At 64.0% G+C, this 13,103-nt stretch carries 16 protein-coding genes; 9 read left to right on the forward strand and 7 right to left on the reverse strand.

Annotation, left to right across the window (positions count from 1 at the left end; all coding sequences use genetic code 11):
• Window positions 1-80 precede the first annotated feature (80 nt).
• The 6 genes from IR212_RS17285 to IR212_RS12525 are packed head-to-tail and all read left to right on the forward strand — an operon-like array spanning window position 81 to window position 3,812.
• The gene (locus IR212_RS17285) at window positions 81-263 is read left to right on the forward strand and encodes a carboxymuconolactone decarboxylase family protein (RefSeq protein ID WP_337907633.1); all 183 of its coding nucleotides are present in this window, start codon (window positions 81-83) and stop codon (window positions 261-263) included.
• Entirely contained in the window at window positions 260-1,144 is an 885-nt protein-coding gene (locus tag IR212_RS12505; protein ID WP_194396223.1) for an aldo/keto reductase, read from the forward strand. Before IR212_RS17285 ends, IR212_RS12505 begins: the two co-directional genes overlap by 4 nt.
• Before the next feature lie 28 nt (window positions 1,145-1,172).
• Window positions 1,173-2,189, forward strand: a complete 1,017-nt coding sequence (locus IR212_RS12510; RefSeq protein ID WP_194396224.1) for an aldo/keto reductase — start codon at window positions 1,173-1,175, stop codon at window positions 2,187-2,189.
• 25 nt (window positions 2,190-2,214) lie between these two features.
• Window positions 2,215-2,637: an FMN-binding protein gene (locus IR212_RS17110; protein ID WP_228479299.1), complete on the forward strand. Its 423-nt coding sequence runs from the start codon at window positions 2,215-2,217 to the stop codon at window positions 2,635-2,637.
• Between the two features lie 18 nt (window positions 2,638-2,655).
• Entirely contained in the window at window positions 2,656-3,435 is a 780-nt protein-coding gene (locus IR212_RS12520; RefSeq protein WP_194396225.1) for an SDR family oxidoreductase, read from the forward strand.
• The gene (locus IR212_RS12525; protein ID WP_194396226.1) at window positions 3,432-3,812 is read left to right on the forward strand and encodes a nuclear transport factor 2 family protein; all 381 of its coding nucleotides are present in this window, start codon (window positions 3,432-3,434) and stop codon (window positions 3,810-3,812) included. The genes IR212_RS12520 and IR212_RS12525 overlap by 4 nt, the downstream gene beginning before the upstream one ends.
• Window positions 3,813-3,980: 168 nt before the next feature.
• Here IR212_RS12525 and IR212_RS17260 read toward each other — a convergent pair whose 3' ends face one another.
• On the reverse strand, window positions 3,981-4,109 hold the full coding sequence (locus IR212_RS17260) for a hypothetical protein (protein WP_273542097.1): 129 nt from the start codon (window positions 4,107-4,109) through the stop codon (window positions 3,981-3,983).
• Between the two features lie 169 nt (window positions 4,110-4,278).
• On the opposite strand from IR212_RS17260, the gene IR212_RS12530 reads away from it, so the two are divergent.
• Complete coding sequence (locus IR212_RS12530) at window positions 4,279-4,905, forward strand: hypothetical protein (RefSeq protein WP_228479300.1); 627 nt, start codon at window positions 4,279-4,281, stop codon at window positions 4,903-4,905.
• Between the two features lie 131 nt (window positions 4,906-5,036).
• Here IR212_RS12530 and IR212_RS12535 read toward each other — a convergent pair whose 3' ends face one another.
• The 3 genes from IR212_RS12535 to IR212_RS12545 form a co-directional block, all read right to left on the reverse strand.
• Window positions 5,037-5,930, reverse strand: coding sequence for a hypothetical protein (locus IR212_RS12535; RefSeq protein ID WP_194396228.1), 894 nt, complete (start codon window positions 5,928-5,930; stop codon window positions 5,037-5,039).
• 250 nt (window positions 5,931-6,180) lie between these two features.
• Window positions 6,181-8,304 carry a DEAD/DEAH box helicase gene (locus IR212_RS12540; protein WP_194396229.1) on the reverse strand — a complete coding sequence of 708 codons (2,124 nt, stop codon included), beginning with the start codon at window positions 8,302-8,304 and terminating at the stop codon, window positions 6,181-6,183.
• Window positions 8,304-9,146, reverse strand: coding sequence for a HamA C-terminal domain-containing protein (locus IR212_RS12545; RefSeq protein ID WP_194396230.1), 843 nt, complete (start codon window positions 9,144-9,146; stop codon window positions 8,304-8,306). Before IR212_RS12545 ends, IR212_RS12540 begins: the two co-directional genes overlap by 1 nt.
• 187 nt (window positions 9,147-9,333) lie before the next feature.
• Here IR212_RS12545 and IR212_RS12550 point away from each other — a divergent pair, with 187 nt between their 5' ends.
• Complete coding sequence (locus IR212_RS12550) at window positions 9,334-9,732, forward strand: hypothetical protein (protein WP_194396231.1); 399 nt, start codon at window positions 9,334-9,336, stop codon at window positions 9,730-9,732.
• 139 nt (window positions 9,733-9,871) lie between these two features.
• Here IR212_RS12550 and IR212_RS12555 read toward each other — a convergent pair whose 3' ends face one another.
• On the reverse strand, window positions 9,872-10,387 hold the full coding sequence (locus tag IR212_RS12555) for a hypothetical protein (protein WP_194396232.1): 516 nt from the start codon (window positions 10,385-10,387) through the stop codon (window positions 9,872-9,874).
• A gap of 173 nt (window positions 10,388-10,560) precedes the next feature.
• Between IR212_RS12555 and IR212_RS12560 the strand changes: the two genes are divergently transcribed.
• Window positions 10,561-11,407 (forward strand): IS5 family transposase gene (locus IR212_RS12560; protein WP_233449959.1). Its coding sequence is split into 2 segments (ribosomal slippage): window positions 10,561-10,866 and window positions 10,868-11,407, totalling 846 coding nucleotides; the frame shifts between segments, so codons are not numbered across the junction.
• Here IR212_RS12560 and IR212_RS12565 read toward each other — a convergent pair.
• Both IR212_RS12565 and IR212_RS12570 read right to left on the reverse strand, forming a co-directional pair.
• On the reverse strand, window positions 11,388-11,717 hold the full coding sequence (locus IR212_RS12565) for a hypothetical protein (protein ID WP_026095586.1): 330 nt from the start codon (window positions 11,715-11,717) through the stop codon (window positions 11,388-11,390). The two genes, IR212_RS12560 and IR212_RS12565, sit on opposite strands and share 20 nt — an antisense overlap.
• 303 nt (window positions 11,718-12,020) lie before the next feature.
• Complete coding sequence (locus tag IR212_RS12570; RefSeq protein WP_194396233.1) at window positions 12,021-13,091, reverse strand: hypothetical protein; 1,071 nt, start codon at window positions 13,089-13,091, stop codon at window positions 12,021-12,023.
• Window positions 13,092-13,103: the final 12 nt, after the last annotated feature.

Raw genomic sequence — 13,103 nt, forward strand, 5'->3', positions numbered from 1 at the left:
GACGAGGTGCTGTTCGGCGACATCTGGGAGCGGCCGGGACTCGCCCGCGCGACCGCAGCCTCATCACCGTCGCCACCCTCATCGCCAACGGCTCCACCGAGCAGCTCGTCGGCCATCTGCGGATCGCGCAGCAGAACGGCCTCACCCAGGACGAACTGAAAGAAGTCATCATCCACCTGGCTTTCTACGCGGGCTGGCCCCGCGCGATGAGCGCCATCACCGTCGCCAAGAAGGTCTTCGCAGAACAGGAACCCACCGCATGATCCAGGTCACCCTCAACAATGGCGTCACCCTGCCCACCATCGGGCTCGGCGTCTTCCAGAGCCCGCCCGACGAGACCGCCGCCGCCGTCGAGACTGCGCTGCGTACGGGCTACCGACACATCGACACGGCCGCCGCGTACGGCAACGAACGGCAGGTCGGCGAAGGCCTGCGCGCATCCGGAGTCGACCGCGACGAGGTCTTCCTCGAGACCAAGGTGTGGGTCACCGACTACGGCTACGACCACACCCTCCACGCCTTCGAGAAGGCCACCGGCAAGCTCGGAGTCGACACCCTCGACCTGCTGATCCTGCACCAGCCCATCCCCACCCGGTTCGACAACACCATCGCCGCCTACAAGGCGCTGGAGACCCTGCTCGACCAGGGCAAGGTCCGCGCCATCGGAGTCAGCAACTTCATGCCGCACCACCTCGAACGCCTGCTCGCAGCGACCGACGTCGTCCCGGCCGTCAACCAGGTCGAACTGCATCCCTACTTCACCCAGCCCGAGGTGCAGAAGGCCGACGCCGCGCACGGCATTCTCACCCAGGCGTGGTCGCCTATCGGCGGCATCACGTTCTACCCGGGCTGGAGCGACGGCGCCCGCAGCGTCCTGCAGGACGCCACCATCGCCGAGATCGCCGCAGCGCACGGCAAGAGCCCTGCCCAGACCATGCTGCGCTGGGGCATCCAGCAGGGCCGGTCGGTCATCCCCAAGTCCACCAACCCCGCGCGCATCGCCGAGAACTTCGACGTCTTCGACTTCGAACTCTCCACCGACGAACTCTCCCGGATCGACGCGCTCGACACCGGTGTCCGAGGCGGGCCCGACCCCGACCAGCCGAGCGACGCGTACTTCGCCCGCGAGATCCCCGAAGCCTGAACCAGAACGACCGACAAGGAGAACGACGATGGACTACCGCCCGCTCGGACGCACCGGCGTCCAGGTCAGCCCGCTGTGCCTGGGCACCATGATGTTCGGCCCCTGGGGCAACCAGGACGAAGCGGACAGCATCCGCATCATCCACCGAGCCCTCGACGCCGGCATCAACTTCGTCGACACCGCCGACGTCTACTCGGCCGGTGTCTCGGAAGAGATCACCGGCAAGGCTCTCGCCGGCCGCCGCGACGACGTGTTCCTCGCCACGAAGTTCTTCATGCCGATGGGGGACAACCCGAACCACCGCGGCGGATCCCGCCGATGGATCATCCAGGAGGTCGAGAACTCGCTGCGCCGCCTCGGCACCGACTGGATCGACCTGTACCAGGTGCACCGCCCCGACCCCCACGTCGACATCGAAGAGACCCTCGGCGCGCTGTCCGACCTCGTCCACCAGGGCAAGATCCGCTACATCGGCTCGTCGTCCTACTCCGGGTCGCAGATCGTCGAAGCGCAGTGGACGTCCCGCGAGCGAAACCTCGAGCGGTTCATCACCGAGCAGCCCCCGTACTCGATCCTCGTGCGCGGCATCGAGGAAGACATCCTGCCCACCACACAGCGCCACGGCATGGGAACGCTGACCTACAGCCCCCTGTCGGGCGGATGGCTCTCCGGAAAATGGCGGAAGGACGCCGCCGCGTCGCCGACCTCCGCCGCCCGCCCGAGCGCCCGCTTCGACATGAACAGCCCCGCCAACCAGCGGAAGCTGGACATCGTCGAGGAGCTCGCGCTCCTCGCCGAGGCCAACGACATGACCCTCATCGAGCTCGCCATCGCGTTCGTGCTGAACCACCCCGGCGTGACCGCGGCCATCGTCGGGCCCCGGACGATGGAACAGCTCGAGTCCTACATGCCCGCCGCAGACATCCGGCTCTCGACGGCCGTCCTAGACCGCATCGACCAGCTCGTCGCGCCCGGCGTCACCCTCAACCCCGACGACAACAGCTACGGCGCCCACGAGCTGCTGCCCGCAGCGCGCCGCCGCTGACGGCACCGAAACGACAGGACTCACCGTGTCCTCTGCCATCCGCGCAGGCGCAGCGGTCGGGGTCGCGCTCCTCGGCGCGACCCTGACCTCCTGCGCCGCCTCCGACCCCGACTCCGGGCGCCGAGCAGAGCGGTCGGAGTCGAGCTACCGAGACGGCGAATACACCGCCACCGGGTGGTACGGCTCACTGCCCTCGCACCACGACGTCACCCTCACCATCCGCAACGACACCGTCCAGAGCGTGCGCATCACAACGCCCGCCGAAGACCCAACCTCGCTCGAGCACCAGCAGCGCTTCGCCCAAGCACTCCCTGACGCCATCGTCGGCCGCGACGTCGATGCGCTCGACATCGACCGGCTGGCCGGTGCATCGGGATGCTCGGAAGGTTTCATGAACGCCCTCGAGCAGATCAAGTCCGCCGCATTCCGGTCGCCCGCAGATTCCTGACACACAGAAAGTCCCCCGATGACCACCTCCCCAGCTCTGACCATCCTCCTCGTCGGCGGCACCGGCAGCATCGGCCGCCACGTCGTCACCGCCGCACGCCGCGCCGGACACCACGTGCGAGTCCTCACGCGCACCCATGCCGCCGTCGAGGGCGCAGACGTGGTGGTCGGAGACCTCACCGACGCCAAGAGCCTCGGCGCCGCCGTTGACGGGGTCGACGCCGTCATCTTCACCCACGGCACCCACGGCGGCGAACCCGGCGTACGCGACGTCGACTACGGCGGAGTCCGCAACGTCCTCGAAGCCGCCGGCGCGCGCCGCATCCGCATCGCACTGATGACCGCCATCGGCGTCACCGTCCGTCACGGCTCCTACAACCGCTCCACGAAAGCACACGACTGGAAGCGCCGCGCCGAACGCCTCGTGCGCGCCAGCGGACACCCCTACACCATCGTCCGCCCCGGCTGGTTCGACTACAACGATCCAGACCAGCACCACCTGCACTTCCTGCAGGGCGACCACCGTCGCGCCGGCGACGCCTCGGACGGCGTCATCGCCCGCTCCCAGATCGCCGACATCCTCGTCGCCTCCCTCACCTCACCCGGTGCCACCTCCAAGACGTTCGAACTCGTCGCCGAACCCGGAGCCGCCCAGACCGACCTGGAACCGCCTTTCACAGCGCTCGCGCCCGACGCGGGCTTGGAGGGGCCGGGAGATCGCGACAACCAGCCCATCACCGACGAACCCCAAGACGTCCGCGACGACTTGGACCGGATCACAGGGCTGGCCGACGCATGAGCAGCGAGGGCGACGACGTCGCCGCCGACATCACGCGCGCCTACCAGGCACTATGCGCGGCAATGGTCGACGCCCATACGGACGAGCTCAGCGATCTGCTCGCGTCCGACTTCACGCTCACGCACATGACGGGATACCTGCAGCCCAAACGCGAGTGGCTCAACGACATCGGCAGCGACCGCATGACCTACCACTCCATCCGCAACGTGACCATCGACACGAAGGTGGACGGCACGGAAGCGACGCTCATCGGGCGGTCCCACACACACGCCACGATCTGGGGAGCGGAGGGAACCTGGCCGCTCGAGCTCCGAGTCGAGTACCTCCGAACCACCTCCGCATGGGTAGCGCAGCGAATCGTCGCCACCACATGGTGAAGCTGATTAGACGGCAACGCAACCTCGAACCGAACTGTCCCTCGATCGGCGAGATCCTGGAATGGAATCAGCGCCAACGTCGACGCGACGACTTCTTGCACGGTTGTGTTGGTAGAACTTCTCGACGCACTCACGCCTTCGCGCTACCCGCGGGAGGCCTTGGACTTCTCACGCCGCGCTGCCATCCATAGCCGCGTAGAACTGCTCTTCCGCCACGCGGCGGCTTGCGGTGTCTTCGAGCACGAACCTGATGAAGTCCTCGTCGCGGGTGGTGATGACTGTGTCTTCGACGGTCAAGGCTGGATGCCGATGCGCGCAGACGTGACGGGCACAAGCAGCACATCGGGGTTCAGTCGCGTCAAGTCGACGAAGAGAGTGATGCAAGGCCTCTTCCGTGCCGGCTATGCGAAGTTGGTTCGCCGTCTCACAGTCGGCCACTAGTTGGCCAGTCATAGATGATTGCTCTGTGAACTCGGATCTTCGCGCCCGTCGCCGCGGAAGCGATGGGCGAGGATTTGTGAAGCGCCATCTCATCGCCGTCATCAGCATCGTGACAGTGGCGGTCGTGGGTGCGATCGTCGCGATCGTCATCGGTTGGACTGGGGTGGGTGACTGGCGACCACTCTGTGACGCATTCAACTGGTGCGTAGGCCCGTCGCAAGCCTCACCCGACGATTCGCCGCCGTCGACTTCGCCTCATCCGTCCGATACACCTTCGTACTCGGCATCGGCAACTGCGCCGAACGCGACGCCAACGCCCACATCCGAGCAACCGACACAGCGCTTGAAACAAGAAACGGTCACGCTATCCGACAGCTCATCGACGCCGATTAAGGATTCGGGCCTGCGAGTCTCGACCGGTTATGTCTTCGATGGCTTCGCACGAGTTCGCATCTCGACTGATGAGAGTCGATGTGAAGAATTGCTGAACGTCGGCGACTCAATCGTGATGAGCAATCGATCTCCCGGGGAACTGGACTATAGCGAGTGGTATGCCGTCGTGCTGACATCGACAGACGGCGGACAGGCGACTCTAGAGTGGTCCATAGGGACCGGCGCGGCGCCCTCTGCGGCATACAAGAAGTGCATATAGCGGGCAAGTCGTGGGCGAGTCTCGTGGCGACATCCCATTAAGCCTGCGATCCCCATTCGTTCGCTGCCCGTTGGAGGAACGACGCGGGCATCCGAGGGTCGATTCCTGGCATAGGCGGGCCGGGGAGCGGCCTATGCGCGACCGCTTCGCCACCTCCACCACTCGGCGGCGACCCTACGCCTCCAGTGGTTGTATGGCAGTTTCTGCAGCATCCCGAACGCCACCTCATCAGCGCTATGCAGCTGCTGCCAGAGGTACCGAGAGACGCTGGGTGTGCGAGCCTCTCCAACTGAGGTGAGCAACTCCTTGACCTCAGCGAGCCGCGCCCCGTCGGAATCGACCCAACGTTCTTCTTCGCCGAGCTGCCTTAGAGTCCTGTACAGCTCCAGCTGGCGCTGCTCGGCAACCTTCTGATCCTCGCCGCGGGACGTTGTGGCCGGCACTAGCGTCCCGGACCATAGGCGGCGCCAGCGTTTCCCATCCGCGTCCGCAAATGAGAGCCAGCCCGTCGAAGCGTAGAACTCCGGGTCCAAAAGTGAACCTCCAAACCCGGACACATGGAACACGCGGCGTTCGCGAGGACCAAGGGAGCCGGGAACGAATGCGTCGAGCCCGAGAAGCAGAAACGATGGGGCGTTGACCACAATCTCGTGCATGGGGGCGTCCGATTTGTTCTCGAGCACGACGACGTCGCCCCAGCATCGTTCGAGCCCGAGGGTCGCATACGCTCTGCTCAGCACCCATTCGGACTCCCAGGGGGAGGGGTGCTCGTCACAATCGCGGAGCCACCAATGCCCCTGCTCGGCCTGAGCTCTTGCCGCTGCCCGCGCAGCTTCGGCGCGACGCTTGCCTCTTTCGACCGAAGCCGTCACCCAACCAACAATCGCGAGGACGAGCGAAAGCACGACGGCACCTACTGTACCGATCGCCGTGAGCGTGTCAGTCCAAAGGATCTCCCGAGCGGGGGACTCGGAAGTTGAAGTTTCGAGACCAACCGACAGGAGCGAAAGCAGCGTCAGCATCACTAGCCGAGCCTACTGAGCGCGGGCCCTCCGACGGCGACCAAGGCGAGGTCAAGAGCAGAAAGGACCTGCTGACAACCGGTCCCAAGCGCCTCCGTGGCTGGCCCAGGAGCATGTCGCGATTCTCTGGCCATCCCCATTCGGGCGATGCGCGTTGACCGGCGCCCGCGTGCGCGACGGGGGTGTCGGCCGGATGCGGGGTGGAGGCACCCTCCGTACATCGCTTGCGAAACGGAGTGCGAACGTCAGCCGACTACGCAGGAGCGGGCCCTGGCAAGTTGACGGAGGGGATTTCCCTGGAGAGACCAGACGCTACGTCGGAGAGGAACCATCGCTCCACGCGGGTCAGCGCGGCCAGCACGTCCTGGCGCTTCGCCATCAAGACCACCTTCCGAGCAACCTCCTCGATCGTCTCGCCGCGGAGCCCCAAGTTGGCGAGTCTGACGCCGACGGGAATCGGGAGGCCATAGTCCTCGAGCTCCGCGATGAATGGAGGAAGGTACAGGGATTCAATCTCGCGGATGACGTACTCGTAGTTGGACGAGGGCGCGCCGCGGTCCTTCGCGACCTCCGACTGGATGGAACTGGCAGCACGCAGCATGGATGGGATCTTGAACCCCATCCAATTGCGCTGAAAGCTCAGCACATCGTCCACGACCTCACTGCGAGTCTGGTTGGGGCGCTTGTGTGGCATCGCTGCCGCAACCAGGGAGGGGATCTGGCCCTGTGCTGTGCGCGCCGCCCGCAGCTTGGCCAGGATCGAAAGCGGGTTATCGCCGCTACGATCCCTACCCTTCAGGAGCTCGTCGTATCCGAGTGTGATGGTTGCACCGAGCTGGTCGCGAGTCGGCATGCCCCTCCAGGACAGGTCCTGGAACTCCTGGCTAGAGGCTTCCCTCATGCGTCGCGCAGCTCCAATCTGGAGTTCCGGATCGAGTCCGCGATTCTTGCGTATGGTCTCCAGGGACAGGACATCTTGTTCGAGCACGGCCTGCAATCGCTCCCGGGACTGCGCTGTGAGCTCGTCGGGTCCAAGCTGTACGAGAGTTGCCAATGATGCCGCTGGCGACTGGGACTCAATAGGTAGGTCGACCGTGGACAACGTGGGCTCCGGCTGGTCGGCATAGGAAATCACACGGCCGACGAAGTGCTTCAACATCCGGCCCGCCCGCCCACGGATGTTGGAGAAGGTGAAGAAGTCGATTGGTTTTCGGTCGATCTTCTTGTCATAGATGACCACGTTCTTGGCGACCGTGTTGACGCCTTCAATCAGCGTGGTGGTGCAGACGAGCTTGTCCACCTTGCCCATCGCGAACAGCCGGACCATAGCCCTTTGGATGCTGCGAGGCATCGGGCCTGTATGTGTGCCAACGCCCCCTGCCAACGCCTTCGTGACGAACCACTCGGGGTCGTAGTGGTTGGCGATCCAGTCAGCCATTTCAACCACGAAGGGATCCGCGGCACTCGTCGAAAGTTCGAACGCAATCTCGCTGGCTCGGGCCGGCGCACTTACGAAGATCAAGCTCGGACCTGCGGCTTCGGTATCTAGGAAGCTCCGCATGTCAGCGAGTCGGTCCTCTACATGCGATCGGTCCTCGACGTCGATGACGACCGGGTTGAAGTCAGACACCACGAACGCGCGGGCGAGGTCAGTGCCTTCGTCCACACCGAGGGCGTCAATGTTCGGGCCAAGAAGGTAGTACTGTGCCCCCGTGTTTCGCAGCAGTCGCCAAGCAATATTGAGGGTGGCACGACGCTTCTCGTCGGTTTCACCATCGCCGAGCTTGTAGAACTCATCAATGATGAAGAAGTCGACAGTGGGGACCGGGTCCAACTCGAGGAATCGCTCCTGGGTCAGGACAAATACGTTGCGTTCGGCACGCTGCTGATTCGGATGAGAAACGACTGTATAGCCGGTATCAAGAGCGACCAACCGACGCCGCGTCTCATCGATGAGCGCGATCGTCGGCACGATGATTACGAAGTTGTGCCACCTGCCCGATAGGATCAAAGCATCAACGATCGCCGACTTGCCAAATGACGTTGGAGCCGAAAGCACGACGCTCTCTCCGTCCATCAGCCGCTCGTATATGCGCTGTTGCTCGACGTGGAATGTGAAACCCCGGTCGCGCAGCGCTCGCGGCGAGTGATACGCAAGTGTCAGCGCCTCAGCTTCACTCGCCTCGCCAGCGAGCGGCGAGACGTAGGGAAAGAGGCCAAGCCGAACGGCCAATGAATCCACGACTGGCACAAGCGGACCAGCGCCTGAGTAACCATCGAGGAACCGGATGAACTTGTCACGGGCAAGGTGCTCAGATTCGCCAACCATCAGCATGTTGGAGATGGCGCGCAGTTCTGCGAAGTCTGTTGATGCCACTAGATGGCCTGCAGCGCGGCGAGCTTCGTGTGCATGAGACTCACGAGCATGGACTTTGACTTCAACGGCACCAGGATCAAGCGGATCTCAACCTCCAGCGGTTTCTTCAATCGAGACTCGAACGACGCGAGGGCGGCGCCAGTCTCTTCCGTCAACGCCGCAATGTACTCGTCGGTCACGACATCGTGTGCGTCGACGGCTTCGCTGTCGTAGGTAAGAAAGATTGGCATGACGAGTTCGGAGGAGATTTCGTCCAGGCTGCGCGCACGCGCGATCATCTCGCGGAAGATCGTCGCATGCGGCCAATCATCATCGATCTTGCGAGTGATGAAGACGAACTCCTTGCGAAGGAAATCGGCTGCTAGGTGCGTTTCTATGTCCTTCAACACGCTCGACATCGCCCCGTCAAGGTCTGAGTAGAACTTCGCCTCTCCTAGCCAGATCTTGAGCGCGCCTCCCGCCCCCGCGACGACGTGGACGCTGTCGAAGCCCTTGACGACATCGTTTGCCGAATCTTCGTAGTAAATCTTGCTGACAGCGGGTTCGGCGCCATAGAAGTCAACGAGCGCAGCGTGGAGCAACAGCTCCCCGAACTCGCCGCGCCGCCCATACTTATCAGTGCTGTAGACGGATGTGGCAGCGTCTCGGATCGATCTGATTGCTGTGGCGCTCGAGATGTTCTTCGCCTCTGAGTAGCTGAGCGCAAATGTCAGAAGGTGGTTCTCGAACACATCGTCAACGAGCGCGTCTGCGCGCCAAGCTTTCAGTTCGTATCCCGCGCACAAGCTATCGACGGCGACAGAGTTTGGCACGAGGCTCACCCGTACCTGCAGTACTGGCATGTATCTGTTTCCCCTTGCAGATGCGTCGCTTCTCCCGACCCTACCGCGATCATTCAGGCTCGTTGATCAATTCGGAGCAGCCATGTCGGCGCCTCCGGCCAAACTGTCGTGAGCGGCATCAGGAGCGCGTCAGTCATCGATTGACAAGGTTTCTGTGGGTGCCTGAACCTAAGGGAGGAGTCAACTCATGAGCTTGGTGGTTGAAAGCGCTTGGAGCGGATGGAGCGGCGACACGATCGTCGAACTGAGCGACGGAACGATCTGGCAGCAGGATGAGTATCTCTACGAGTATCGCTACTCATACCGCCCGGCCGTCTCGATCGCCAACAGGATGATGTCCGTCGACGGCATGAGTCGCCCAGTGAGAGTAAAGGCACTTTCCGCCGACGTGCGGCGCACTATCGCCGGTGCGTGGAAAGGCTGGGACGGGAAGACGACCGTCGAGTTCACCGACGGGAGCCGGTGGGAGCAAGCGGAGTACCACTACGAATACCGCTACGCCTACCGGCCGAAGGCATTCTTCGTTGATGGCAACGTGCTTGTCGAGGACATGTCGAAGGCAGTTCGGGTCCGCCGTGCCCGCTGACGTCCCCAACAACGGGATCTGCAGTCTGCATCGGTCGCTGGCGGGGTCGCTCGTCGGTGGCTGTGCTGCGTCAACGGCCCCAATCGCCGCGAATGCCCGTGGTCAATCGGGCCAGGCTGACCCCAAGCATGCGGGTGACTCAGGGCGTGACTGTCGGCGTGGGTACGATCGTGACGCCAGTTTGTGTGAGGCGCACCGGTTGAGATGGGGACGGCTCGGGCGAGATTCCAGCGGCCTGCGATTCGAAGAGCGTGTACTGGAATCCATACATGAGGATGAGTGCAAGGCCGAGTTGCGCAACCATCAGCCCCACGATCACCAGGATGGATCGAATACCAATCGATCGCCTCACCGACATCAGCGGTCGAATCGCCGTCGCACGCTCAGTCGCCGGCAGACGACGAACCTGGTCGAATCCGTCAATCAGCGCTGGCGCCCGCACCCGACCGTACGTTTCGACCAAACCGCTCCCAGGCGCGAATCCGAGTTCGCGCTCGCAGTTGTAGGCGGCGTAGGCGATCGGTACCAGGTGTCGGTAGATGCTTATCGAGCCAAGTAGTAGCGCGAGCAGGACGAACAACCCGAAGAAGACCGGCCCAGCAATTCCAAGGGTTAGTCCATAGACGATCAACGCCACATCGGCGGCTGCGAACAAACCCCACGCCGTCCGCTCCAGGCCGAGAAGGAAACGGAAGGTCTCGATGGATTGGTCGAACTGAGCACGCAGGTCCGCTTCGCTAGGGCGTGTTGATCAAGAGGTTCCGCTCCTCGGTGGGTGAGTCTTGAACGGTGACGCGACAGGAGATCTCTGACGAGGTGTGGGCCGTGATGGAGCCGTTGATGCCGACGGTGACCGGTCGGTCGCGGCCGTGGACGGATCACCGGCTCGCTATCGAGGGGATGGCGTGGAAGTACCGGACCGGTGCGCCGTGGCGTGACGTTCCGGAACGGTTCGGGAAGTGGAACTCGATCTACAAGCGGTTCAACCGGTGGGCCGGGGACGGCACCTGGCAGAAGCTGCTCACCGAGGTGCAGAAGCAGGCCGACGCCGCTGGGGAAATCGACTGGGTCGTCTCGATCGACTCCACGATCGCGCGCGTGCATCAGCACGGCGCGACCCTCGCCCGGGACACAGGGGGCTGTGCCGAATCACAAGAATCCGTGGTCCGAGCCGCCTGATCACGGGATCGGACGCTCCCGCGGCGGGCTGACGACCAAACTGCACCTGGTCTGCGACGGCCGCGGCCGGCCGCTGAGCATGATGATCACCGCCGGGAACATCAACGACACCACGATGATGAGCGCGGTGCTGGAGAACATCCGCGTTCCCCGCGACGGGAAGGGCCGCCCCCGCACCCGCCCCGACCGGGTGCTCGCCGACAAGGGGTACCCCTCAAGGGCGAACCGCGCCTGGCTCCGCGACCGGAGGATCGCGGCGACCATCCCCGAGCGGGACGACCAGATCGCGCACCGCCGCAAGAAGCCGGGCCGGCCGATCGCTTTCGGCGACAAGCAGAAGGAACGCTACAAGGGACGCAACGTCGTAGAACGCTGCTTCAACCGTCTCAAGCAGTGGCGCGGCATCGCGATGCGCTCGGACAAACTCGCCCGCAACTACCGAGCCGCCGTCAGCCTCGCCGCGGCGCTGATCTGGATCAAGACCGATCTCCGCTGAGCGCTTCGCGCTCCTGCAGCGTGCGCTCAAGCTGTCCCACCGTCGGCGCACCTGCAAAGCCGCGCTCGGTCAGATAGACCCTGCACGCCAAGTCGGCAGTGTTCCCCTGGGACGGGAACAAGTCCTGACCGTCCAGAAGAATCGTGGGCGAGCCCGCGAAACCAGAGCTCACCGCCTCAGCCTCGGTGCGGATCAACACGAACTCCACCGGAACATCGCCCCGTCCGATCGAGTCGAGCACCAGCCGTACTCGATCGCCCGCCTCCTGCCAATTCGGGCAATCCTCGATATGCAGCACCTGGATCTTCACACGCCCATTCTCCCGCGCAACTCGCGGCGGCTGGCCACCCCGCACCTTCTTGATCAACACGCCCGCTAGGACGCGTGACAGGAGGCGAAGTCCAGGGCCACATGTGCGGAGCATATCGATTGCAGAACGAGGCTCCCGGAACATTGGCTTCTGGCGCCGGCGCCCCGCACGCTCACCGGTCCTCAAGCGCACAGATCGGCCGACGGCGCACAGCCCACAAAGGAGAGGGGCGGCAGTTGCGATAGTTATGCGCGTTTGCCCCGCGCGTTGAAGTCGAGCGCGATGGTGCCACAAGCGCGCGCGCTAATTCGGCAGGTCCCGAATCTCAAAGGCTGACTCCCCCCGCCGGTGCGCTTGCGAGTCGGCCGGCGACACGTGCTTCACAACCCCAGCCGGGGCAAGCACCGACCGCGATGATCGGCGCGATGTCGGAAGGCGATGGTCGATCAGCCGCTTCATCTGGTCCTCGTCAGCGCTCCGCTGGGCGAGCGTCAGAGCGAGTTCGCTAGCTTCCTGCTTGACGCGACGCCGCAGCTCCGACTCCACGTCGTAGGGCTCGCGGCCGCGAACTCGGCGGGCAATCGAGTCCAGTTGAATCTCGCAACGGAGTCGATCCTGACGCGCGTGATAGAGCCGACCTGCAACCTCGGGGAAGAACGCCCGCGCGAGATCTCGAGCCTTTGCGGCACGCAATCGCTCCTGAAGATGGGTACCTGCCGCCGCGAGTTCTTCACGGCTCATGACTCGACGACGTGCTTCGAGCACCGCGAGCTGGGCTCGTGTCGGACGGCGGAAGACTGATTCACCCTCGCGCCGCAGCCGATGCATCTCTGCTGCGGAGCGGCGACGGCTGAAGAACTCCGCGCTAGCTCGGTCATTGGCCCGACGCTCATTTGAGTACGTGTGCCGAACGCGACGCGTCGGTAACCCCAGGTTCTTCAATCGGCTGCGAAGCCGACTGGCCTCCCGTCCGCGGGCTCGCTGCTGCTCGAGATTCGCCTGGTACCACCGCCGGTAGGCGTCGGGATCGCTTGCACGACGCTGATGGGCAGCGATGCGCTGCTCTTCTCGAATCGCCTCCGCATTCTTGTCATGCCATCGCTCCGACGCGCGACGCGCCTGTTCCGCCGCCCGTTCGGGGTGACGCTCCTGGAACCGGGCGCGGTATTCGTGGACCTTTTCGGGATGTTCTAGCCGAAAGCGACGAGCCCGCATACGTTCGGCTTCACGATGCTCGGCGTACCAGGCGCGCCCACTCTCTTTTCGCTGCTCGACGATGCGCCGCCTTTCGGCAGCCTTATGCGCCGATCTCCGATTGTGGGAGCGCGCTCTCTCGGGATTCGCTGCCTTCCATGCTCGGCTCGCTGCGAGCATCTCCTCACGGTG

This window comes from Microbacterium atlanticum, assembly GCF_015277815.1.
Taxonomy (GTDB): domain Bacteria; phylum Actinomycetota; class Actinomycetes; order Actinomycetales; family Microbacteriaceae; genus Microbacterium; species Microbacterium atlanticum.